Annotated in this window: 15 protein-coding genes and 1 pseudogene; 8 read left to right on the top strand and 8 right to left on the bottom strand. The window is 70.1% G+C overall.

Going from position 1 to position 22579, the window contains the following annotated elements; genetic code table 11:
* Window positions 1–89: 89 nt before the first annotated feature.
* From MB1_RS14300 to MB1_RS14290, 3 genes and pseudogenes are all read right to left on the bottom strand, one after another.
* Window positions 90–3971: pseudogene (locus tag MB1_RS14300) on the bottom strand (DUF3367 domain-containing protein); the annotation flags it as partial.
* Between the two features lie 117 nt (window positions 3972–4088).
* Window positions 4089–4259, bottom strand: coding sequence for a DUF2613 domain-containing protein (locus MB1_RS14295; RefSeq protein ID WP_084351810.1), 171 nt, complete (start codon window positions 4257–4259; stop codon window positions 4089–4091).
* Window positions 4260–4394: 135 nt separating this feature from the next.
* Window positions 4395–4877, bottom strand: coding sequence for a universal stress protein (locus MB1_RS14290; protein ID WP_066908411.1), 483 nt, complete (start codon window positions 4875–4877; stop codon window positions 4395–4397).
* Between the two features lie 146 nt (window positions 4878–5023).
* On the opposite strand from MB1_RS14290, the gene MB1_RS14285 reads away from it, so the two are divergent.
* Window positions 5024–6211, top strand: coding sequence for a glycoside hydrolase family 3 N-terminal domain-containing protein (locus MB1_RS14285; RefSeq protein WP_066908408.1), 1188 nt, complete (start codon window positions 5024–5026; stop codon window positions 6209–6211).
* 69 nt (window positions 6212–6280) lie between these two features.
* Window positions 6281–6898, top strand: a complete 618-nt coding sequence (locus MB1_RS14280; protein WP_066908405.1) for a TetR/AcrR family transcriptional regulator — start codon at window positions 6281–6283, stop codon at window positions 6896–6898.
* 140 nt (window positions 6899–7038) lie between these two features.
* Here MB1_RS14280 and MB1_RS14275 read toward each other — a convergent pair whose 3' ends face one another.
* Window positions 7039–7932, bottom strand: coding sequence for a MaoC/PaaZ C-terminal domain-containing protein (locus tag MB1_RS14275; RefSeq protein ID WP_066908402.1), 894 nt, complete (start codon window positions 7930–7932; stop codon window positions 7039–7041).
* A 2-nt stretch (window positions 7933–7934) separates the two neighbouring features.
* Window positions 7935–9287 (bottom strand): 3-oxoacyl-ACP reductase, encoded by a 1353-nt coding sequence (locus tag MB1_RS14270; RefSeq protein WP_066908399.1) that lies wholly within the window; start codon window positions 9285–9287, stop codon window positions 7935–7937.
* 152 nt (window positions 9288–9439) lie between these two features.
* Between MB1_RS14270 and MB1_RS14265 the strand changes: the two genes are divergently transcribed.
* Together MB1_RS14265 and MB1_RS14255 are read left to right on the top strand one after the other, a co-directional pair.
* Window positions 9440–10795: an acetyl-CoA C-acetyltransferase gene (locus MB1_RS14265; protein ID WP_066908396.1), complete on the top strand. Its 1356-nt coding sequence runs from the start codon at window positions 9440–9442 to the stop codon at window positions 10793–10795.
* 553 nt (window positions 10796–11348) lie between these two features.
* On the top strand, window positions 11349–14390 hold the full coding sequence (locus tag MB1_RS14255) for a VanW family protein (RefSeq protein ID WP_245650193.1): 3042 nt from the start codon (window positions 11349–11351) through the stop codon (window positions 14388–14390).
* A gap of 244 nt (window positions 14391–14634) precedes the next feature.
* On the opposite strand, the gene MB1_RS14250 is transcribed toward MB1_RS14255, so the two are convergent.
* Window positions 14635–16470 carry an acyl-CoA dehydrogenase gene (locus MB1_RS14250; RefSeq protein WP_066908387.1) on the bottom strand — a complete coding sequence of 612 codons (1836 nt, stop codon included), beginning with the start codon at window positions 16468–16470 and terminating at the stop codon, window positions 14635–14637.
* Between the two features lie 200 nt (window positions 16471–16670).
* On the opposite strand from MB1_RS14250, the gene MB1_RS14245 reads away from it, so the two are divergent.
* Window positions 16671–17876 (top strand): glycerate kinase, encoded by a 1206-nt coding sequence (locus MB1_RS14245; protein WP_084351807.1) that lies wholly within the window; start codon window positions 16671–16673, stop codon window positions 17874–17876.
* 91 nt (window positions 17877–17967) lie between these two features.
* Here the strand turns inward: MB1_RS14245 and MB1_RS14240 are convergent, their stop codons facing one another.
* Window positions 17968–19071: a CaiB/BaiF CoA transferase family protein gene (locus tag MB1_RS14240; RefSeq protein ID WP_439646948.1), complete on the bottom strand. Its 1104-nt coding sequence runs from the start codon at window positions 19069–19071 to the stop codon at window positions 17968–17970.
* 77 nt (window positions 19072–19148) lie between these two features.
* Here MB1_RS14240 and purT point away from each other — a divergent pair, with 77 nt between their 5' ends.
* Window positions 19149–20375, top strand: a complete 1227-nt coding sequence (gene purT / locus MB1_RS14235; protein WP_066908384.1) for a formate-dependent phosphoribosylglycinamide formyltransferase — start codon at window positions 19149–19151, stop codon at window positions 20373–20375.
* A 176-nt stretch (window positions 20376–20551) separates the two neighbouring features.
* Window positions 20552–21235, top strand: a complete 684-nt coding sequence (locus MB1_RS14230; RefSeq protein WP_066908381.1) for a TerD family protein — start codon at window positions 20552–20554, stop codon at window positions 21233–21235.
* A 130-nt stretch (window positions 21236–21365) separates the two neighbouring features.
* Here MB1_RS14230 and MB1_RS14225 read toward each other — a convergent pair whose 3' ends face one another.
* Entirely contained in the window at window positions 21366–21830 is a 465-nt protein-coding gene (locus tag MB1_RS14225) for an SRPBCC family protein (RefSeq protein ID WP_066908378.1), read from the bottom strand.
* Window positions 21831–21952: 122 nt separating this feature from the next.
* On the opposite strand from MB1_RS14225, the gene MB1_RS14220 reads away from it, so the two are divergent.
* A complete protein-coding gene (locus MB1_RS14220; protein WP_066908375.1) occupies window positions 21953–22435 on the top strand; it encodes a DUF456 domain-containing protein in 483 nt (160 codons plus the stop codon).
* Window positions 22436–22579 lie beyond the last annotated feature (144 nt).

Raw genomic sequence — 22579 nt, 5'->3', positions numbered from 1 at the left:
TCTTCGGTAGTGGCGTCGCCGGTGGGCGGTTCCGGCTCGCCGGTGGACGTGCCGAACCGTCCGCGCACCCGGCGGAGCACCTCACCCGGCATACCGGATGCCAGCAGCGGAATCGCGAGTAGGAAGAGCCCGCCGAAGAGGCCCAACCGGTACCACCGGTCCGGCCCGAAGGTCAGATCGATCCGACCCTGGACCCCCGCCGGGATCACCCAGCCCTGTTGCCAGCCGTTGATCACCACCGGGGTCAGCTCGGTGCCGTCGACCGACGCCTGCCAGCCCGGGTTGGTCGACTCCGGCACGACGAATACCCGATCGTGGTCGGCGGCGTCGACGGCCACCGCGCGGTGCGTCGACTCCCACTGCACGGTCGTGACCGGCAGCGGCCGCGGTCCGACCGGCGGCACGGCCGGGCGCGGGGCGGCGATCAGGCGCAGCTGATCGGTGAAGAACAGCGGATTGGGGGAGACCGAGACCTCCTGGCGGCCCTCCGGCAGCGGGATCGGCGGGGCGGACTGCGGGTCGACCGGCGCGTTGTCCTGGCAGATCGTCGCGGCGACCGGCTCGCTGTCGCGCAGCTGGCGGACCGACGCGGTGACCGACGTGCGCACCTGCTGCCCGGCGATCTCGATGGTCGGGCCGAAGCCGCAGTCGAGGGTGATCACCCGATCGGGATCCGGCGGGTTCGGGGCGAGCGGGCCGTCCGGCGTCAGCACGGTGACCTCGGCCAGACCTGGGGGCTGATCGCGGGTGAAGCCCAGACCGGTCCGGTCGATCACCTCCTCCCAGGCGACCAGGCTGATCACGATCCGGTCGGTGACCGTCGGCCGGAGGTCGATCGTCGAGACCCTGTCGTCGAGGTCGCGCACCTGGGTGCCGTCGCCGAGGTTGACCGCGATCCGCGTGGTGTGCGCCGGCAGCGGGCCGAGGCTGTTGCGCACCTCGAGCCCGGTCACCAGCGTCGGGCGGGGCAGCTCGATCGTCACCGTCGGTTTGCCGCCCGAACGATCCCGCGTCGACTGCTCGGTCGCCGTCCACGAGGTCCGCGGATCGGAATCGGTCAACGCGAACGCGGTACCGCGCAGGTCGCCGACGTCGCTGCTGCCGCGCCCGATCGGCCGATCCGGTTCGGTCAGCAGCGTCTCGAGCTCCGGACCCTGGCGGGTGCGCAACCACAGCTGGGGGGTCACCGCGGTGCCCATCGGCACGCTCAGCTCCCGGTCGAAGCGGCCGAGCTGTTCCGGTGCCAGGGCGAGCCCGGCGGCGCAGCGCACCCGGTCGGGGGCGTCGAAGCAGCCGGCCCGTCCCGGCAACTCCTGGGACAGGTCCCATCCGGTGACCCGGGCGCCAGGCACCGTCTCCGGCAGCGTGGTGTGGAAGCGGATCGGCACCGGGAACGGGTTCCGCGGATCGGAGTAGTCGTCGACCGACAGCTCGCTGATCCCGAACTGGCCGCCGGCCGAGCCGTCCTCGGTCTGTCTGGCGGTGACGCTGATCCACTCGATCTCGGAGCCGGGCAGCGCGACGGTCTCCAGGTCACCGGGCTCCGCGATCCGCACCGCGGTCGTGCCGGCATTGGTGGCCACCTCGACCCATTTGACCGGTGACCCGGTCGCCGCGCCACTGGTCCGCAGCTGCAGCAGGCCGCTGCTGATCGGCTTGTCGAGGTCGATGCGCAGCCACTGCCCGACCGCCGCCTCGAGACCATTGCTCAGCCAGCTGGTGGCGGCGTCGCCGTCGACGGTCGCCGCCGCGGACGAGCCGGGGGCGGTACCGCCGAGCTGGGTGGCATCGGCCGCCGCGCTCGACACGGTGATGCGGGCGCCCTCCCAGCGGCCCTCGACGAGCGGGGTGTCGGCCACCGGATAGTCGGACACCTCGTTGAGCACCCGGCGCGGATCGTCCGGGGCGCGCAGGGCGGAGCTGTGGTTGTCGACCTGGCCGTAATCGGTCTCGCGGTCGGTCGGCGTATCGGTGACCAGCACATCGTCGACCGGCAGCCCCGCACGCAGCGCATCCGCGGCCAGCAGCACCGGACCGTTCGGCACCGGATCGAGGCCGCCGCGCCCGCGGTGTTCGTTGAGCCGCTGCAGCGACTCCGGGCCGCCCTGGACGCGCGGCAGCGCATCGGCGTCGACGACGTACGGATCGGTGGGGCCGACCAGCGGCGGCGCCGGGCCCTCGGTCGACCCGGCCGGCGGCGGCGAATCGACCCGGTAGATCTCGATCATCCGATAGGTCGGCCGCAGGTCGGCGTCGGTGACCACCCCGTCGACCGAGCCGGGCCCGACCCGATCACCGAAGCTCGCCACCCGCGTCAGTCCGGGCGAGCCGGCCAGCGTCTGATGGACGAGCAGGGGGCGGGTGGACCGCGACATCTCGATATCGAGGTCGTTGCGGACGATCACGAAGCCGATGCCCTGACCGAGCAGCGTGTCGGCCAAACCGGCCGATGGTCTGCCGTCGGCGAAGAGGCGCTGGACGGAGTCGAGGGCGCGGATCGCACCGGGGGTGACCAGCGGGACCGCATCGCGCACCACCCACGGCGACTGCGCCAACGGTTGCAGCGGCTCGTCGCGGGTCAGCCCCCATACCTGCGAGGCGACCGGTGCGCCGGGGGCGACGAGGGCGCGGGTATTGCCGGCGTTGTCGGCCAGCCAATCCGACGCCTCCTGCCAGGCCGCGGGGATCGACTGGTAGGCGCCGGTGGGGGCGAGCTTGCCGGTCCAGGCCAACGACCCGGCCAACAGGATCGCCACCACCACCAACCCCGCCGCCGCGAACGCCGGTTCGCGTTCCGGATGCGCGGCGACCGTCCGCCACCGCTCGCGCGGTACCGCGCCCGGCAGCGACACCTTTCCGATCGCGTGCGCGATGCCCAGGATCAGCGGCAACCGGATCAGCGGTTCGAATTTGTGCACATTGCGCAGCGGCGCCCCGACCCCGTCGAGGAAGACCCGCACCGGTTCGGCGATCGGCGATCCCAGGCCACCGAGCAGCCCCGTACCCAGATAGCCCGCGCCGATCAGCGTCAGACCGAACAGCAGCAGGGTCAGCAGACTCCCGCGCGACGGCATCGAGCGCATCGCCAGGCCCGCCAGTCCGACGGCGGCGACCGCGCCGGACAGGACGATCATCTCCGGCTGGGTCACCAGCACGGTCCCGGCGATCCGTTCCGGTGAGACGAAGGCCGTCCAGTTCGTCGTCCCGCGGAGCACCTCGACCAGGGAGGTCCAGCGGGTGGTTGTCGACGACGACTCGATGAAGTCGAGGAACGGTGGGCTGACCCGGCCGAGCAGCAGCAGCGGCACGATCCACCAGGCGGTGGCCGCCGCGGTCAGCACGATCCACCAGCCGGTCACCCGGCGCACCCGGGCCTCGGGTCGCCGCAGCAGTACCCACAGCACCGCCGGCAGCGTCGCGGCCATCGTGGCGACCGCGTTGACCGCACCCATCGCCGCCACCGCCAACGCGCTGCGCGCCGCCGCCCGCCGCGGACCGTCCCGACCGGTACCGGAGAGATAGGTGACGATCGGCAGCAGCACCCAGGGGGCCAGCATCACCGGCAGCGTCTCGGAGCTGATCGCGGTCAACGTCGTGAGCACCCGAGGCGCGGTGATGTACGCAACCGCGGCGATCACCCGCGACGGCCGCGAACCGATCCCGAGGGCCTCCGCCAGCCGTACGACGCCCCAGAACCCGGCGATCAGCAGCGCCGACCACCACAGTCGTTGGGTGACCCAGCCGGGGATCGAGAGCACCTCGGCGAGCGCGAAGACCGCGCCGTGCGGGAAGAAGTAGCCGTAGGCCTGGTTCTGGACCTGGCCGAACGGCATCTGCGCGTTCCACATGTGGGCGGCGCGCGCGAGGAACCCGATCGGGTTCTCGGTCAGGTCGAGCTTGGTGTCGGCGACGGTGCGGCCGGGGACCTGCAGGAAGCAGATCAGGGTGATCAGCGCGGAGGCGATCAGCAACCAGCGGCGCGGTACCGGCTCGACGCCGGGATGGGAGCGACCCTCGGCCGTGTCCGGCAGAGGTGTCGACGCGGCGGTGTCAGTCGTCGGTTCGGTGGGTGGTCGGCGCAGCCGGCGTCAGCGGGCTCCGTACTCCACCTGGTTGAGCAGCGACGACTCCGCCTGACCGCTGCGGTCGATCGCGGGGCGCTGGTTCTGCGAGGCCACCGCGGTGCCGCCGAGGACGACGCCGACACCCAGCAGGGCACCGACGACGGCACTGATGGCCCCGGGTACCGCGAACTTCATGTGCGCTCCTCCGGCCGGCGGCGACAACGGCCGGCGATCCTTGTCGATCATCGACACCGGGCCGAGACGACTCGGGTCGGCGGACAGCCTAACCCAGCGGCCGGCGTCGATCGCGCCCGCCGCCCCGGTTGAGCGCTACCGACCGGGCGGAACGATGAAAACGGGACGGTGTCCGTGCTTGAGGACGTGTTCGGCGACCGACGAGTGCAGCAGCGATCGCAGCCCGGTCGCCCCGCGGGTACCGGTGATGATCAGCGCCGCGTCGATCTCGTCGGCCACCTCGATGATCGCCGACCAGATCGTGGAGGTGGTCCGCACACAGCGGCCCTCGGCGATGATCCCCGCCTGGCGGGCGAGGTCGACACCCTCGGCGTTGGTGACCCGGGCGTCGAGCAGGCCGATATCGGATTCCGGGTCCTCCGGTGGCTCCGGGACCGCCCATTCGTCCGAACCGCCGCCGGTGGCGACCACGGTGGCGCGGGAGGTGACGCGGGTGAGCGGGATCCACGCGGTGAGCACCAGGGCGGGCCGATTGGCCAGATGACGGCCCGCGTGGCGGATCGCCCGGCGGGAGTTGTCGGAACCGTCGTAGGCGATGAGAGTCGTATCGTCGGCCATGGACGTCACCCCTCGAACGGTGGACATACGGTGTGGTCAGAATACGGCAGCGGCTCGCCGGGGCGAGCGTCGGATCGGACCATTCGGGCGGTCGTGGCGGACGCGATCACCTCGATCGACGGGTCCGCCGGGTACCGTCGCACACCATGCGGATATCCGTGATAGCGCTCTGGTTGGTGGCGGTGGTGACGATCGCCGGCTGTGGATCGACGGCATCGACCTCGGATCCGTCGACCACCGAGGCGGCCGCTACGGAGACGACAACGACCGCCGAGCAGCCGGCGACCGGCACCGCCGGATCGGTCACCCCGGTCGCCCAGCAGCTCAACGCCTGCCAACAATTCGTCGGCAACCTCCCCCTGCGCCGCAAGCTCGCCCAGCTGTTGACCGTCGGGGTCACCGACGCGAGCGACGCCGGCTCGGTGGTGTCCGGTGAACAGGTCGGCGGCATCTTCGTCGGCAGCTGGACCGATCTGAGCATGTTGACCAACGGCGCCCTCGCCGGTGTGGTCGGAGCGGCGCCGATAGCCCCCTTCGTGACCGTCGACGAGGAGGGTGGCCGGGTCAGCCGGCTGTCGAGCATCATCGGCACCGCCCCCGCCGCGCGCGTCCTGCCGCAGCAGTTCACGCCCGAGGAGGTCTACCAGCAGGCCTTCGAGCGGGGCACCGCCATGCGGCAGCTCGGCATCACGATCGACTTCGCGCCCGTCGTCGACGTCAGCTCGCAGGCCGACAACACCGTGATCGGCGACCGGTCGTTCTCCGCCGATCTGAACGTGGTGACCCAGTACGCCACGCAGTACGCCAACGGTCTGCGCGACGCCGGCATCATGCCGGTCCTCAAGCATTTTCCCGGCCACGGCAGCGCTTCGGGCGACTCGCACCTCGGTGGGGTCTCGACCCCGCCGCTCGCCCAGATGCAGACCGTCGACCTGGTGCCCTACCGGGCGATGGTGCCGACCGCGCAGGCGGTGATGATCGGCCATCTCGACGTTCCGGGTCTGACCGGCGCCGGTCAGCCGGCGAGTATCAGCCCCGCGGCGATGAGTCTGCTGCGCGACGGCATCGGCTACGGAGCCGCACCCTTCGACGGGCTGATCTTCACCGATGACCTGTCCGGCATGCAGGCGATGACCGACCTGCTCAGTGTTCCCGACGCGGTGACCGCGGCCCTGGTCGCCGGCGCGGACGTCGCGCTGTGGATCACCACCGCCGAGGTCTCCGCGGTGCTCGATCGGCTCGAACAGGCCGTCGCCTCGGGTGAACTGTCGATGCAGCGGGTCGACGCATCGATGACGCGGGTCGCGCGCGCCAAGGGCGTCGGGGCCTGCTGATCCCAAAGGGGCTGCGAGACAAACTTACTTTGCGGTAACTTTATCGGGGAACGTTCGAAGGGAAGGGTCATGGCCTCGGGATCGAAACGGCTGCCGCGCGCCGTGCGCGAACAGCAGATGCTCGACGCGGCGGTCGAGGTCTTCTCCGACAACGGCTATCACGGCACCTCGATGGATGCGATCGCGGCGCGTGCGCAGATCTCCAAGCCGATGCTCTACCTGTACTACAACTCGAAGGAAGAGCTCTTCGCCGCGTGCATTCGTCGGGACGCGGGCGCGTTCGCCGAGGCCCTCGCCCCGGCCGGCGATCCCGGTCTGACCCCGCGCGAGCAGGTGCAGGCCGCCCTGGTCGGCTTTCTGACCTTCGTCGATACCCACCGGCGGTCCTGGATGGTGCTCTACCGGCAGGCGATCGGGCAGCAGGCCTTCGCCTCCGAGGTGCGCACCACCCGCGAGCGGTTGATCGCTTTGGCCGCGGCGCTGCTCGCCGCCGGCTCCCGGGTGCCGATGACCGATCGTGAGGCGCATCTGACCGCGGTCGCGCTCGTCGGAGCGGGCGAGGCGGTCGCCGATCGGGTCGCCGGCGGCGAGATCGACGTCGCCGATGCGCTCGACGTTCTGATGGACATGGCCTGGTACGGACTGGCCGGCCGCAAGCCCGCCGAGGCCCACGAACCCACCGCCTGATCCCTCACCCCGAACTACCCGAGCCCCGCCCGCCCGGAACCGCGCCCCGCCCCACATCCGCCGCCCTACCCATCCCGAAACGACGTCGGGGAGTCCCTCATCCACCGGGTGGATGCGAAACTCCCCGAAGCGCCGTTCGATCAGCGAATCGTGGCCGTGAGGAACGGATAGCCCTTGGTCGGGTGGGTCAGTTCGATATCCCAGGCACCCGGCCCGACCGCATCGTCCGCGCGGGTCGCCGTGAGAATGCCCTTGCCGGGCAGCAACATCGGCTTGCCGAACTTCACCGCGTAGGTGGCGTGATCCGGGATCTTCCCCTCGACCGCGGAGAGCACCGCCGCGGAGGTGTACATCCCGTGCGCGATCGTGCGCGGGAAACCGAGGGCCTTGGCTCCGAGGTTGGTGATGTGGATCGGATTGCGATCCCCGGAGACCGCCGCGTAGCGGGAGATCGTCTTCTGGTCGACCCGCAACGTCGTGGTGGGTACAGCCGGCGTCGCCTCTTCGGCCGGCTCGGGCCGCGGCTGATCGGACAACGACGTGCGCTGCTGCCGCAGGAACGTCGAGGTCTGCCGCCAGACGGTCCGCCGCCCGACGTTGACGTCGGTCACCAGATCGACCAGCAGCCCCTTGCGATGTTCACGCAGATTCTCCGCGTGCACCGCGATGTCGAGCGGCTCCTCGACGCCGATCGGCCGGACCTGCTCGATCACGTTGGTCGCGTGCACCAGCCCGACCGCTGCGATCGGGAAGTCGCGCGAGGTCATCAGCGACATCACGACCGGGAAGCTCAGGATGAACGGGTAGGTGACCGGCAGGTACTCGCTCAGCCGCAGCCCGCATACCGAGGTGTACTCGGCGAGGTTGGTCGGGTCCACCCGTTGCCCGGCCAGCTCGACCGTGCGCGCCGGCAGGGCCGCCGACACGTCGGCCTTGGGCGTGCCGATCACCGGCAGGCTCCCGACGAAGGCCTTCAGGTACCCGCCGAGCAGGCTGGGGGAGCCGTCGAGGGTGGTGACCTGGGTGGTCGTCATCGTCACGCTCCGATCAGGGCCTGGCCGCAGACCCGCACGACCTGGCCGGTCACCGCGGCGGAGGCCGGCGAGGCGAACCAGGCGATCGTCTCGGCGACGTCGACGGGCTGGCCACCCTGCAGCAGCGAGCTCAGTCGGCGGCCGCCCTCGCGGGTGGCGAACGGGATCGCCGCGGTCATCGCGGTCTCGATGAAGCCGGGGGCGACCGCGTTGATCGTGATGCCCTTGGCGCCGTAGACCGGCGCGTACGCGGAGACCAGGCCGATGACGCCGGCCTTGGTGGTCGCGTAGTTGGTCTGGCCGCGGTTGCCGGCGATCCCGGCGATCGAGGAGACGTCCACGATGCGGCCGCCCTCGCTCAGGATGCCCTTCTCCACCAGGGCGGCGCTGATCCGGTGCGGCGCGGCGAGGTTGACCGCGAGCACGGACTTCCACTTGCCCTCGTCCATATTGGCGAGGGTCTTGTCCCGGGTGATGCCGGCGTTGTGCACGACGATGTCGAGCTTTCCGCCGTGCCGCTGGGTGACGTGGTCGGCGATGATGTCGGCGGCGTTGTCCGCGGTGACGTCCAGGGGCAGCGCGACCGCGCCGACCTTGTTCGCGGTGGCGGCCAGGGCCTCGCCGGCGGCCGGCACGTCCGCCACGATCACGGTGGCACCGTCGCGGGCGAAGACCTCGGCGATCACCGCACCGATACCGCGGGCGGCGCCGGAGACGAAGGCGACCTTGCCGGCGAGCGGCTTGTCCCAGGACTGCGGGGCCGAGGCGGGCTTGTCGTCGATGCGCACGACCTGGCCGTCGACGAAGGCCGACTTCGCCGACAGCAGGAAGCGCAGCGTCGACTCGGCGCCGGACAGATCCGCCGCGGCGTCCGGCGCGACGTAGACCAACTGCACGGTGGCGCCGCGCTTGACCTCCTTGGCGAGGCTGCGGGTGAAGCCCTCGAGCGCGCGCTGGGCGACCTGCTCGTCCGGGCTCGCCGTCGCGTCCGGGGTGGTGCCGAGGACGACGACGCGGGCGCTGGGAGCGAGGTTGCGGATGATCGGGTTGAAGAACTCGTAGAGCGCGTCGAGTCCGGGGATATCGGTGATGCCGGTCGCGTCGAAGACCAGGCCGCCGTAGGTGGTGTCGGCGGGGCCGGCCACCGGGTAGTCGGACAGCAGGGTGCGCAGCGGCTCGACCAGTCGGCCGGCGCCGCCGATCAGCAGCGGACCGGGCAGAGCCGGCTCGCCCGCCTGGTATCTGCGCAGGTGCTCCGGCGTCGGGAGGCCCGCCTGCTTGGCGATGAACGCTCCGGGGCCGGTCGCGAGGAACTGGGAGTAGATGTCCGCTGCGCCTTGGGTCTGGGTGGCCACTGTGCTCTGTCTCCGTCCGGATCGATCCACGAGGGTGGCCGTTCGGCACCCTGTCGATGGGATGCCGTCGGCACCCCTGGTCGACATCCAACTTACCCGCGAGTAAGAATAAGTCCAAGACCCTCACGCGATGCTCCGGAAGGAACCCGACAGTGGCCGAGACAACATCGACAAGCAAGCCGAGCGCGCAGTCCGCCGGCGGAGCCGGATCGGCGGCGTCCGGGCGCCGGCCGGTCGCCATCCTCGGCGGCAACCGCACCCCCTTCGCCCGCTCGGACCGCGCCTACGCCCGCGCGAGCAACCAGGACATGCTCACCGCCGCGATCGACGGACTGGTCGCCCGCTTCGGCCTGCAGGGCCGGCAGTTGGGATCGGTCGCCGCCGGCGCCGTCCTCAAGCACAGCCGCGACTTCAACCTCACCCGCGAATCGGTCCTCGGCAGCGCGCTGAGCCCGTACACCTCGGCGATGGACGTCCAGCAGGCCTGCGCCACCGGCCTGCAGACCGTCTCGATCGTCGGCGACCAGATCGCGCTCGGGCGCATCGAGGTCGGCATCGCCGGCGGCAGCGACACCACCTCGGACGCGCCGATCGGCGTCAACGACGACCTGCGCGAATTCCTGCTCTCGCTCAACCGGGCGCGCAGCACCGGCGACCGCATCAAGCTGCTCGGCAACGTCCGCCCCTCGATGCTGGGGCTCGAGATCCCACGCAACGGCGAGCCGCGCACCGGTCTGTCGATGGGCGAGCACGCGGCGATCACCGCCAAGGAGTTCGGGATCACCCGCGAGGCCCAGGACGAACTGGCCGCGACCAGCCACCACAACCTCGCCGCCGCCTACGACCGCGGCTTCTTCGACGATCTGGTCACCCCGTACCTGGGCCTGTTCCGGGACGACAACCTGCGGCCGGACTCGTCGGTCGAGAAGTTGTCGAAGCTCGAGCCGGTCTTCGGCACCTCGCTGGGCGACGCGACGATGACCGCGGGCAACTCGACGCCGCTGACCGACGGCGCCTCGGCGGTGCTGCTGTCGAGCGAGGAGTGGGCGGCGCAGAACAATCTGCCCGTGCTGGCCCGCCTGGTCGACGTCGAGACCGCGGCGGTCGACTACATCCACGGCAATGGCTCGTACAAGGACGGGCTGTTGATGGCGCCGACCTATGCGATTCCGCGTTTGTTGGCCCGGAATGGTCTGACGCTGCAGGATTTCGATTACTACGAGATCCACGAGGCTTTCGCTTCGGTGGTGCTCGCCACTTTGGCCGCGTTCGAGAGCGATGCCTACTGCAAGGAGCGTCTGGGACTCGACGGGGCGCTCGGCTCGATCGACCGTTCCAAGCTCAACGTCAACGGTTCGTCGTTGGCCACCGGGCATCCGTTTGCCGCGACCGGCGGCCGCATCGTCGCCTCGTTGGCCAAGATGCTTCACCAGAAGGGTTCGGGGCGCGGTCTGGTGTCGATCTGCGCCGCCGGTGGTCAGGGCATCACCGCGATCATCGAGGCCTGATCCCACCGCTCGACCCGGTCGGCGCCACGCGTCGGCCGGGTCGCTCGGCTTCGATCGGCGGCCGAGGTATCGGAGCGTCGGTCGGGGTGGTTGTGCCGAAGTGTCGCCCCGAATCGCGACGCGATAGCGGTCGATCGGTCCGAATTGTCGGCGTGGCGGCCCATGGATGTCGAGTTGTCCTGTTAAACTGCGCCGCGAGGGAATTCGAGACCAGGGTTTCACGTGCTGGTCGGTTTCCCAACGAAATAGCCGCAACCGGTTTCATTAATGTCATTCGAACAGATGAAATTCGGAAATAATCGGCTCCCGGACTTGTGTTCGACGCCCCTGTCTACCAATATTTCTTTTGGCCTCGTGCTGCTGCCTGACCCCCGACCCGGCAGCGGCACGGGGCCGCTATCTTTTCCGGGGAAGGTGTCCTCGTCCCGGTCGTGACCGACCGTTTGCCGGTTGGATACCGCTTCGAGGCGAGCAATTCGGCGGACAACCGCTAATCTCGGTGGGGGCCGCGGTTCGTTTGAACGCGGATGTCGTCGGAAAGGGTCGCAGTTACGTGAGGGGGGGAACGGGCCCCGAGAACAACGAGTCTTTCGGCGATGACCCGACTACCGAGGTCCTGTCCACCGAAGAACTCGTCGGTCGGGCCGGCGAATCAACGGTGGTGCCGAAGGGCGAGGCGCCCGATTCGGTCGATGGTGAGTCTCCCGTCGACGCCGATGCTGATGCCGCCGAAGTCTCCGCGCCCGCAACGCCCGAGGCGCCCGCGTCCGATGTGACCGCGTCCGATGTGACCGGGTCCGATACGGCCGAGTCGACTCCCACCGATCCGGCATCTTCCGATCCTGCCGCCGCTTCCTCCGAAGACGACGCCCCGCAGTACGACACCCCCGCACACGACGCTCCCGAGTACGACGCGCCGGAATACGACGCGCCGGTGTACCAGGACGTGCCGCTCGATGCCGCGGACGCCGCCGGGGCCGATCACCGTGCCACCGTTGGCGACGCCGGCGCCGCGGCGCCGGAGGATCGTGCCGCGATGGAGGCGATCACGCAGCGGGTGCCGATAGCCCTGCCGACGCTCGGCGGAGTCACCGCCGCGATCCCGCAGGTCGACGCCGATCCGCGGGCCGTGCCGACCGGCTCGCCCTACCGGGATTCGCCCTACGCCGGATCCGCGGCATCGATCGCTCACGCCACCGGTGCGCCGGTCGGTGACGAGGCCGGCCGCGACGGCGGGCCCGGTGCGCCGGATTCGACCCTCGAGGCTCCCGAGGCCGAACACGCCGAGGTCGCGGAGGCGCCGGACGAGACCGCCGAGCCGCTGGATCCCCGGACGGCCGCGGTGGACCCGAACGGGATCGACGCGGTCACCGTGGAAGGCATCGAGCCGGTGTCGCGGGCCCCGATCGATCCGGACGGCAGCGATCCGGGTGCCGTTGACCCGAGTGCCGTTGACCCGAGTGTCGTGGCGCCGGGTGATGTCGACCCGACCGCCGATACCGTCGCGCTGTCCGCGGTCGCCGCCGCCGGGCGGGCACCGCGTTCGCGTCCGCAACCCCCGCATCCGGACACCCGGCACCCGGACACCGTGCGCGCCGAGCCGGGTGCCGCCGCTGCGGGCACCACCCATCGGGGCACACCGGAACCGGGCGATCTCGAACCGGGCGAGCTCGGACCCGGCGAGGCCCCGGAGACCACCGTCGATGACGCACCGCGTCCGGCGGCCGCCGCATCCGGCGGCGGGCAGCCGCCCGTCGAGGAGCCCCCGATCACCCGCAAGGCCGACTCGAGTCCCGCCGGTCGCCCCTGGTGGCGTCGCCGAGGCGTCCTGGCCGCCGCGGGTGTCCTGGTAGCGCTCTCCGGCGTCTACCTGGTCGACGTGCTGGCCTCCTCCGGGCAGGTTCCTCGCGGCGCCCACGTCGCCGGCGTCGATCTCGCCGGGCTGTCCCCCGAGGACGCCGCCACCCGTCTGCGCGAGGTCGTCGAGCCGCGGCTGACCGAGGAGATCGCGGTCCGCGCGGTGCCCACCGGGGACAACGCCGACCCGGCTTCCACCGACGCAGCCTCCACCGACGAGCCGACCGCGTCGCTGGTGCCCGCCGACGCCGGCATCGCCGTCGACTGGGATGCCACGGTCGACCACATCGGTTCCCAGCCGCTCAACCCGATCACCCGCTTCGTCTCGCTCTTCTCCGATCGCGAGATCGCACCGGTGGTCACCATCGACGACGCCGCCCTGGACGGCACGGTCACCGACATCGCCGGGACGCTCGATCGGCCGGTGGTCGAAGGCGCGGTCGTCTTCGAAGGGGCGACTCCCACCGCGATCGAGCCGGTCAGCGGGCAGACCCTCCAGGTCGATGCCTCGCGGCAGGCGATCCTGGACAACTGGTATCGCGGCGAGGCGATCGACCTGCCCGCCGACGTGGTGGCCTCCGCCGTCGACGCCAACGCCGTCCAGCGGGCGCTCAACGAGATCGCGATTCCCGCCGCTTCGGTCCCGGTGCAGGTCACCGGCAACGACGGCGTGGTCGGCACCCTGCCGGTCGACCGGCTCGGCGAGGTGATCACCTTCGTTCCCGACGACGCCGGATCGCTGCAGGCGCACTACAACCTCGAGGCCGCACAGGCCCTGCTCGCCCCGCAGCTCCTCGCGAGCGAGGTCCAGCCGATCGACGCGCGGATCGTGGTCGACGGCGGCGTCACGATCGTGCCCGCGGTGGACGGCAATGTCGTCGACTGGCGGGTCACCCTCGAGCGGCTGCCGCAGGTCTTCGCCGCTCCGGACGCGCGCACGATCACGGCGGTCTATCAGCACCAGCCGCCCGAACTGACCACCGAGGCCGCCCAGAACTTGGGCGTCACCGAGGTGATCGGCGAATTCACCACCGGCGGTTTCGAATACGCCTCCGGGGTGAACATCGGCGTCGGTGCGCGGGCGATCAACCAGACCCTGGTCGAACCGGGCGGCACCTTCTCGCTCAACGAGGCGACCGGGCCGCGCGGGGCCGCGCAGGGCTACGTCGAGTCGGGCATCATCAACAACGGCCGGCCGGCCCGCGGAATCGGTGGCGGTGTCAGCCAGTTGGCGACCACCACCTACAACGCGGCCTACTTCGCCGGTATGGAAGACGTCGAGCACACCGAGCACAGCTACTACATCTCGCGGTACCCCGAGGCCCGCGAGGCGACGGTCTTCGAAGGCTCGATCGACCTGAAGTTCCGCAACCCCTACGACACCGCCGTGGTTGTCGAGGCGTGGGCGAACTCCTCGCAGGTGACGGTGCGGCTCTGGGGCACCAAGCATGTGGACGTCGAGTCGTACACCGGTCAGCGGTACGGCTATACCTCGCCGCGCACGATCACGCTGCCCGCCGGGTCGGGCTGCCAGGCGTCCTCCGGGGCGCAGGGCTTCACCACCAGCGACACCAAGGTGATCAGCGATATGAACACCGGTGCCGAGATCTCCCGCACTACGCGGACGGTCACCTACGACCCGGTGCCGATCGTGCGCTGCATCTCGCCGGAACCCGAGCCGGCCGCCGCGCCCGCCGATGCGGCGCCCGCCGATTCCGAGGACGACGGCGAGAGCTGATCCCACGGCGAGGGCTGATCGCGCCGGTCGAGAACCCGGGGTAACAGCGACGGCGGGTTAACCGCGACAAAGGGTAACCGGGCACAGCCGGTAACAGCGACAAACGGTAGCCGGGGACAGCCGGTAACAGCGACAAACGGTTGCCGCTACCGGCATCGGTTGGTCCGACCATCGACCCGAAACGCCGAGGGCCGGCATCCGATCGGATGCCGGCCCTCGGGCGTGTGAAGCAGGTGCTGCGGGGTCAGAACGCCGCTTCGTCGAGATCCATGATGTCGAGATCGATATCCGACAGGACCTGGCGAACCGAGGCGATCTTCGGCAACTGGTTCTTCGCGAAGAAGGAGGCCGCCGCGATCTTGCCCTCGTAGAACGCGCGATCGGCGGCGGAGACGTCACCGTCGAGCTTCTCGATCGCCACGGCGGCCTGCTGCAGCAGCAGCCAGCCGATGATCAGATCGCCGAAGGCCAGCAGGAACGGCACCGACGCCAGGCCGATGCGGTACAGCTCGCGCGGCTGCTCCTGCGCGGACATCAGCAGACCGGTCAGGTTCGCGATGATCGCCTGGATGTCCTCGAAGGAGCTCTTGAGCAGCGCCCGCTCGGCCTTGAGCCGACCATTGCCGCCGTCGTTGTCCAGGAAGGACTGGATCTGGCCGGCGACGAACGCCAGCGCGGTACCGCGGTCGCGGGCGATCTTGCGGAAGAAGAAGTCCTGCGCCTGGATGGCGGTGGTGCCCTCGTAGAGCGAGTCGATCTTCGCGTCGCGGATGTACTGCTCGATCGGGTAGTCCTGCAGGTAGCCCGAGCCGCCCAGGGTCTGCAGCGACTGGGTGAGCTGCTCGTAGGCGACCTCGGAGCCGACGCCCTTGACGATCGGCAGCAGCAGGTCGTTGACGCGATGCGCGATGTTCGGGTCGGCGTCGTGAATCATCTTGGCCGAAACCGTGTCCTGGAAGGAAGCGGTGTAGAGGTACAGCGCGCGAAGGCCTTCCGCGTACGCCTTCTGAGTCATCAACGAGCGACGCACATCCGGATGATGGGTGATCGTGACGCGGGGCGCGGCCTTGTCGAGCATCTGGGTCAGGTCGGCACCCTGGACGCGCTGCTTGGCGTAGTCCAGAGCGGTCAGGTAGCCGGTCGACAGCGTCGAGATGGCCTTGGTGCCCACCATCATTCGGGCGTGCTCGATGACGTCGAACATCTGCGCGATGCCGTTGTGCACCTCGCCGACCAGCCAGCCCTGCGCGGGGACGCCGTGTCCGCCGAAGGTCAGCTCGCAGGTGGCGGAGACCTTCAGGCCCATCTTGTGCTCGACGTTGGTGACGAAGACGCCGTTGCGCTCGCCGAGCGCGCCGGTCTTCGCGTCGAAGTGGAACTTGGGGACGAAGAAGAGCGACAGTCCCTTGGTGCCCGGTCCGGCACCCTCGGGGCGGGCGAGGACGAGGTGGAAGATGTTCTCGAAGAGGTCATCCGAGTCGCCGCTGGTGATGAAGCGCTTGACGCCCTCGATGTGCCAGGAGCCGTCGTCCTGCTTGATCGCCTTGGTGCGTCCGGCGCCGACGTCGGAGCCGGCGTCCGGCTCGGTCAGCACCATCGTCGAGCCCCACTGGCGCTCGACGGCGAGCTTGGCCCATTCCTTCTGCTCGTCGGTGCCGTTGTTGTAGAGGATGTTCGCGAAGACGCCGCCCGCGGAGTACATCAGCACGGCGGGGTTCGCGCCCAGGATCAGTTCGGCGGCGGCCCAGTTGACCGTTCGGGGGACCGGCGTGCCGCCGAGTTCCTCGCCGACGCCGATCGTGGTCCAACCGGCGGCTTCGTAGGCCCGGTAGGACTTCTTGAAGGGCTCCGGAAGCGTGACCGAGTGGGTCTGCGGGTCGAATGTCGGTGGATTGCGATCGGCCTCGGCGAAGGATTCGGCGATCGGGCCCTCGGCCAGGCGGTTGATCTCGTCGAGGATGCTGCGAACGGTGTCGGCATCGAGATCACCGTATTCGCCGGTCTCGAGGACCGCGTCGAGTCCGAGGACCTCGAAGAGATTGAATTCGAGGTCGCGGATATTGCTCTTGTAGTGACCCATGGTCGTTTCGCTCTCTGCGTCGAGTTCGCTGAACTGGCTGCTGCGTACTGATTCGGCTGATGCGTACGGGGGCGAGCATAAGCTACTCGCCGGTAACTTAGCTTTAGTGTACCCGCCGGTAAGTCGACTGCCAAGAGCGGTTACACGTAACCGGCCGAACCGGTTGCCCGGCGTGGTAGGGCTGCAGGATCATGTCCCGCATGACTTCCGGACACTCCGATATCCCCGACGACGCAATCGGAGGGTCCGATGACGGCGTTCGCGCACATGTCTTGATCGCACCGGACAAATTCAAGGGCAGTCTGTCCGCGCCGCAGGTCGGCGCGGCCTTGGCCGAGGGGCTCCACGCGGTCGGTGTCACCAGCACGGTGCTGCCGCTTGCCGACGGGGGTGACGGCAGCGTCGACGCCGCGGTGGCCGCCGGATTCACCGAGCGGACCGTCGAGGTCGTCGACGCGGTCGGGCAGCCGCACCCGACGACGATCGCGCTCGGCTACGCCGACGACGGCGCCGAGCGGCCTGCGGCGGCGGTCGTCGAGGTGGCGAACAGTTGCGGGCTGGCCGGGCTGCCGCCCGACGAACTCGCCGCGCTCGACGCGTCGAGCCTCGGATTCGGCCAGGCGGTCGCGGCGGCGGTCGCCGCCCGTCCGGCCACTCTGGTCCTCGCCCTCGGGGGCAGCGCCAGCACCGACGGCGGCACCGGGCTGCTGACCGCGCTCGGTTGGGTTTTCCGCGACGCCGACGGCGTGGTGGTCGCGCCCGGCGGTCGCGGCCTCGAGCGGATCGCAACGATCGACCGCAGCGACGCCGTCGACGTCACGGATATCGAGATCGTGGTCGCCGGTGACGTCACCAACCCGCTGACCGGCCCGGACGGGGCCGCGGCGGTCTACGGCCCGCAGAAGGGCGCCGATCCGGACGATGTCGCCTACCTGGACGCCGGACTGGCGCATCTGGTCGAGGTGGTCGCCCGATCCGGCTTCCCCGCCGCGGCGCAGCTCGCCGAACTCCCCGGGGCCGGCGCCGCGGGCGGTATCGGCTTTGCCGCCCTGCTGCTGGGCGCCCGCATCACCTCGGGCGCCGAATTCTTCCTCGACCTGCTCGACTTCGACGGCCACCGCGCCGCCGCGGCGCTGGTGCTGACCGGTGAGGGCAGCATCGACGCGCAGACCGAACAGGGCAAGCTGCTCGGCGTGCTGGCCGGGCGGGCGCATCCGACCCCGGTGATCGCGGTGGCCGGACGCAATCAGCTTCCCGAGGAGAAGTGGCCGTCGGCCGGGTTCACCCGGGTGCTGGCGCTGACCGAGGAGACCGATCGGGACACCTCGCGCGATCCGGCGCTCAGCGCCGACCTGCTGCGCATCATCGGACGGCGGATCGGGGAGCAGTTGCGCGCCGGGTCTTAACGGTCGCGCACCGCCGGCCCGGGCGTGACGGCCGCCGTCGGCGGCGCGGGCGAACCGACCCTCGTCGATCCGCCCGGGCCGGTGTCGACGATCAGCGCCAGACGTCGGCGGCGTCGGTCGCCGTTGCCGGGGGCGGGGTCGGTTCCGGATTGGCCGTCCGCGAGAACCGCGGAGCCGGACGGTGCTGCGGTACCCCGGCGAGCGGGGCGATCGCCCGCCGCGCCTTGATGTGCGGGTGCTCGGGCGCCTCGGTCATCGTCAGCACCGGTGCCACGCAGGCGTCGGTCCCGTCGAAGACCTCCTCCCACTCCGCGCGGGTGCGCGTCGCGAAGACCTCGGCGAACCGCTTCTTGAGCGTCGGCCACTGCGGCCGATCGAGCTGCAGGGGCAGGCTGTCGTCGTCCGCCAGCCCGATGCCCTCCAGGAACTGCGCGTAGAACTGCGGCTCGATCGCGCCGACCGCGATGTACTTGCCGTCCCTGGTCTCGTAGACCTCGTAGAACGGTGCGCCGGTGTCGAGCAGGTTGGTGCCCTGCTCGTCGGTCCACAGGCCCTGGCCGCGGAAGGCCCAGATCATGTGCGACAACGCGATCGCGCCGTCGACCATCGCCGCGTCGATCACCTGGCCCTTGCCGCTGGTCGACCGCTCGACCAGGGCCGCGAGGATGCCGGTGACCAGGAACATCGAGCCGCCGCCGAAGTCGCCCACCATGTTCAGCGGCGGAACCGGCCGCTCGCCGGCCCGGCCGATCGCGTGCAGGACGCCGGTCAGTGCGATGTAGTTGATGTCGTGGCCGGCGCGGTCGGCCAGCGGGCCGTCCTGACCCCAGCCGGTCATCCGGCCGTAGACCAGGCGCGGATTGCGTTCCAGCAGATCGTCGGGCCCGAATCCGAGCCGCTCGGCGACGCCCGGCCGGAAGCCCTCGATCAGCACATCGGCGCGATCGACCAGGTCGAGCACCCGCTCCTTGTCGGCCGGATCCTTCAGGTTCGCCTCGACGATCGTGCGGCCGCGCAGGATCGGGTCGGCCGGGTTGACCTGCCCGGCGCGCTGGACGCGCACCACGTCGGCGCCCAGGTCCGCCAGCAGGATCGCCGCGTGCGGGGCCGGCCCGAGTCCGGCCAGTTCGAGGACACGAACCCCCGCCAGGGGTCCTGATGTGCCCGCCAGGGGTCCTGATGTGGATGTCGACACTCGCGATTCTCCTTCGGTCACCTCGTCGGAACCTCTTCGTCCCGCGCCGGCTACGCTATCGGAGTTACATTCAATCGATGACCGACGTTATCGGCGCCGAAACCGCAGTTATCGGTACTCCCGGAACCCCGTCCGCCACCCGAGTGATGTTGCTCGGTGCCGGTGAGCTGGGCAAGGAAGTCATCATCGCCTTCCAGCGACTCGGGGTGGAGGTGATCGCCGTCGACAGGTACGACGGCGCCCCGGGAGCGCAGGTGGCGCACCGCAGCCACAGCTTCGACATGACCGATCCGCGGCGATTGCTCGAGGTGATCGAGCTCGAGGACCCGCACATCATCGTTCCGGAGATCGAGGCGATCGCCACCGAGACGCTCGGCATCATCGAGAACACCGGCACCACGGTGGTGCCGACGGCGCGTGCGACCAAGCTGACGATGGACCGCGAGGGTATTCGGCGTCTGGCCGCCGAGGAGTTGGGCATACCGACCTCTCCGTACGAGTTCGCGGATTCGCTGGAGGAGCTTCGCGAATCCTGTGCCCGCGTGGGCTTCCCGGCGGTGATCAAGCCGGTGATGTCGTCATCGGGCAAGGGGCAGTCGGTCGTCTACGGCGAGGGTGAGGTCGAGGCCGCCTGGGAGTACGCCCTGTCCGGCGGCCGGGTCAACGCCAAGCGGGTGATCGTCGAAGGTTTTGTCGACTTCGACTACGAGGTCACCCAATTGACTGTCCGCTCCGCCGGCCCCGACGGCACGACGATCACCTCGTTCTGCGAGCCGATCGGCCATCTGCAGCGCGCCGGCGACTACGTCGAATCCTGGCAGCCGCAACCGATGTCGGCCGTCGCGCTCGAATCCGCGCGCGATATCTCGCAGAAGATCACCGAAGCCCTCGGCGGCCGTGGCGTCTTCGGCGTCGAACTCTTCGTCGCCGGCGACCGGGTCTACTTTTCCGAGGTCAGCCCCCGCCCGCACGACACCGGCCTGGTCACCCTCGCCACCCAGCGGCTGTCGCAGTTCGAACTGCACGCCCGCGCCGTGCTCGGCCTGCCGGTCGACGTCTCGCTGCGCAGCCCCGGCGCGTCCGCGGTGATCTACGGCGGCGTCGACGCGCAGGAGGTCGTCTACACCGGAGTGGCCGAGGCGCTGGCGGTTCCGCAGTCGGATCTGCGGCTGTTCGGCAAGCCGGAGGCGTTCGTGACCCGTCGGATGGGGGTCGCGGTCGCCGCCGCGGACGACGTCGACACCGCCCGGGCCCGCGCGGTCGAATGCGCCTCCCGAGTGGAGTGCCGCGCGGCCGATTCCTGACCGCTGCGACGCTCGGGAAGCGTCCGACGTCGCAGATCCCGTGCCCGAGCGGCCGTGCCGGACCTCGGTACGGCCGCTCCGGGTTCGGGATCAGCGCGATGCAATGATGGGTCTGCGACCACCGCCGGTTCGGACGGGCTCCGATCGGCACCACGAAACCGACCCAGGAGTGCTCCGTGGCGATCGATTACAACAAGCGTCCCCCCGCCGGAGGCCAGCCTTCGGCACCGGCCGGACCGTCGAAGATCTCGCTGTCCAAGGATCGTCCGGCGATCAGCCTGACCAAGTCCGGCGGCGCGGGCGGCGCGATGCGGGTGAACCTCAACTGGTCGCAGGGCGCCGCGCAGCCGCAGAAGAAGGGCTTCCTCGCCCGCCTCGCCGGCGGTGCCGGCGGCGGCGGTATCGACCTCGACCTGGGCTGCCTCTGGGAGCTCAACGACGGCCGCAAGGGCATCGTGCAGGCGCTCGGCAACTCCTTCGGCTCGTTCAACCAGCCGCCGTTCGTTCAGCTCGACGCCGATGACCGCAGCGGCGCCGCCGCCGGTGGCGAGAACATGCTGATCAACCTCGACCAGACCGCGTCGATCCGCCGCATCCTGGTCTTCGCGCTGATCTACGAGGGTGCCCGCAACTGGGCGGCCGTCGACGGCGTCGTCACCCTCTTCCCGCAGAACGGCCCGCAGATCGAGGTCAAGCTCGACTACCCGGTCGACGGTGCGCCGATCTGCGCGATCGCCCTGCTGCAGAACAACGGCGGCGACCTGACCGTGCAGCGCGAGGTGCGCTACATCAACGGAGCCCAGGACGTCCTCGACCAGACCTACGGCTGGGGTCTGCAGTGGACCCCGGGCCGCAAGTAGGCCTGCCGTACGTAGGCCCCGGCCGATATCCGCCGGCGACGACTCCGTCCGGTCGCGTCCCGAAGAACGAGATCCCCGTGCCCGCCGCTCACAGCGGTGGTCACGGGGATTCCGCTTTGGTGCGGGGCCGTCAGTGATTCTCGGCGACCGTCTTGAGTCGGCTGAGCCCCTTCTCGAAGTCCTTGCCGAGCATCCGATCCTGGTTGATCACCGGGGCGAGGATGCGCATGATCAACGGTTGCTTGCCCGCCATCCGCCACACCACCAGCGTCGACCCGTTCTCGAGCGGAGTCAGGGTGAACGTCGCGGTGTTGGCGGCTTTGAAGGGGCGGGTGAAGGTGATGTCGATGGCGATGTGCTCGGCCGTCGCCTCGGTGACCTTCATCGTCCCCGCGCCGGCTTTGCGGTTGCCCACCCAGGCGTAGCTCGAGCCGACGCCCGAGGTCGGGCCGGTGTAGGTGCGACCCAGGTGCGGGTCGATGTCCTCCCACGGCGACCACTTCTGCCACTCGGGCAGGCTGACGATCAGCGCGTGCAGGGCCGCCGGTGCGGCCGCGATTTCGGTCGACCGCTCGACGACGAAGATGTTCCCCATTGGCTGCTCGCCCCTACCTGCCTCGGCTGTGCATAACGCGTCGCACAGTACGCGGCGGCGGTGCGGCGGCGACGCACAACCGTGCCTTTTCGTCCGGTGCGCGCCGGCCCCATACTTGCGCCGTGAGCGCACAAGGGGAACTGCTGGTCGGGCTGTGCATCGTCATCGGGATTCTCGGCATCATCGTGCCGATCCTGCCGGGGACGATCCTGATCCTCGGCGCGATCGGAGTATGGGCCTGGCTGGTCGGGACCAGCACGTCGTGGTTGGTCTTCGCGGCTGCCGCGGCGATCCTGGTGATCACCGCGGTCATCAAGTACACCTGGCCGGGGCAGAAGATGCGCGAGGCCGGAGTACCGACGATGTCGATCGTGGTCGGCGCGCTCTTCGGCATCGTCGGCTTCTTCGTGATCCCGGTCCTCGGCCTGTTCATCGGCTTCGTCCTCGGCGTCTTCATCGTCGAGCTCGGCCGCAGCCGCGGCCCCTCCGAAGCGTGGACCTCCACCTGGCATGCGGTGAAGGCCGTCGCCCTGTCGACCCTGCTCGAGCTCCTCGGCGCCCTCCTGGCCGCCGGGATCTGGTTGGGCGCGGTCATCCTGACCTGATCCGGGTCCCGCGCACCGCCCCCGCGCCCGGTCCGGTGTGCGTTCATCTTCCTCAGCGGGCCGCCGAGGAGATAGTTGTCGCGGCAGGCTTGTGCGGAAGACGATCGCACAGCACCCCGGACGTCGCCCTTCCCCACCACACAC

This window comes from Millisia brevis NBRC 105863 (genome assembly GCF_001552615.1).
GTDB classification, from domain to species: Bacteria; Actinomycetota; Actinomycetes; order Mycobacteriales; family Mycobacteriaceae; genus Millisia; species Millisia brevis.
The sequence above is the reverse complement of the archived record's forward strand: the minus strand, read 5'-3'. Positions and strand labels throughout refer to the sequence as shown.

Excerpts from the sequence above, each read along its gene's own strand:
- MB1_RS14295 (WP_084351810.1), bottom strand. The coding sequence starts at position 4,259 with ATGAAGTTCGCGGTACCCGGGGCCATCAGTGCCGTCGTCGGTGCCCTG.
- MB1_RS14290 (WP_066908411.1), bottom strand. The coding sequence starts at position 4,877 with ATGGCCGACGATACGACTCTCATCGCCTACGACGGTTCCGACAACTCC.
- MB1_RS14285 (WP_066908408.1), top strand. The coding sequence starts at position 5,024 with ATGCGGATATCCGTGATAGCGCTCTGGTTGGTGGCGGTGGTGACGATC.
- MB1_RS14280 (WP_066908405.1), top strand. The coding sequence starts at position 6,281 with ATGGCCTCGGGATCGAAACGGCTGCCGCGCGCCGTGCGCGAACAGCAG.
- MB1_RS14275 (WP_066908402.1), bottom strand. The coding sequence starts at position 7,932 with ATGACGACCACCCAGGTCACCACCCTCGACGGCTCCCCCAGCCTGCTC.
- MB1_RS14250 (WP_066908387.1), bottom strand. The coding sequence starts at position 16,470 with ATGGGTCACTACAAGAGCAATATCCGCGACCTCGAATTCAATCTCTTC.
- MB1_RS14245 (WP_084351807.1), top strand. The coding sequence starts at position 16,671 with ATGACTTCCGGACACTCCGATATCCCCGACGACGCAATCGGAGGGTCC.
- purT (WP_066908384.1), top strand. The coding sequence starts at position 19,149 with ATGACCGACGTTATCGGCGCCGAAACCGCAGTTATCGGTACTCCCGGA.
- MB1_RS14225 (WP_066908378.1), bottom strand. The coding sequence starts at position 21,830 with ATGGGGAACATCTTCGTCGTCGAGCGGTCGACCGAAATCGCGGCCGCA.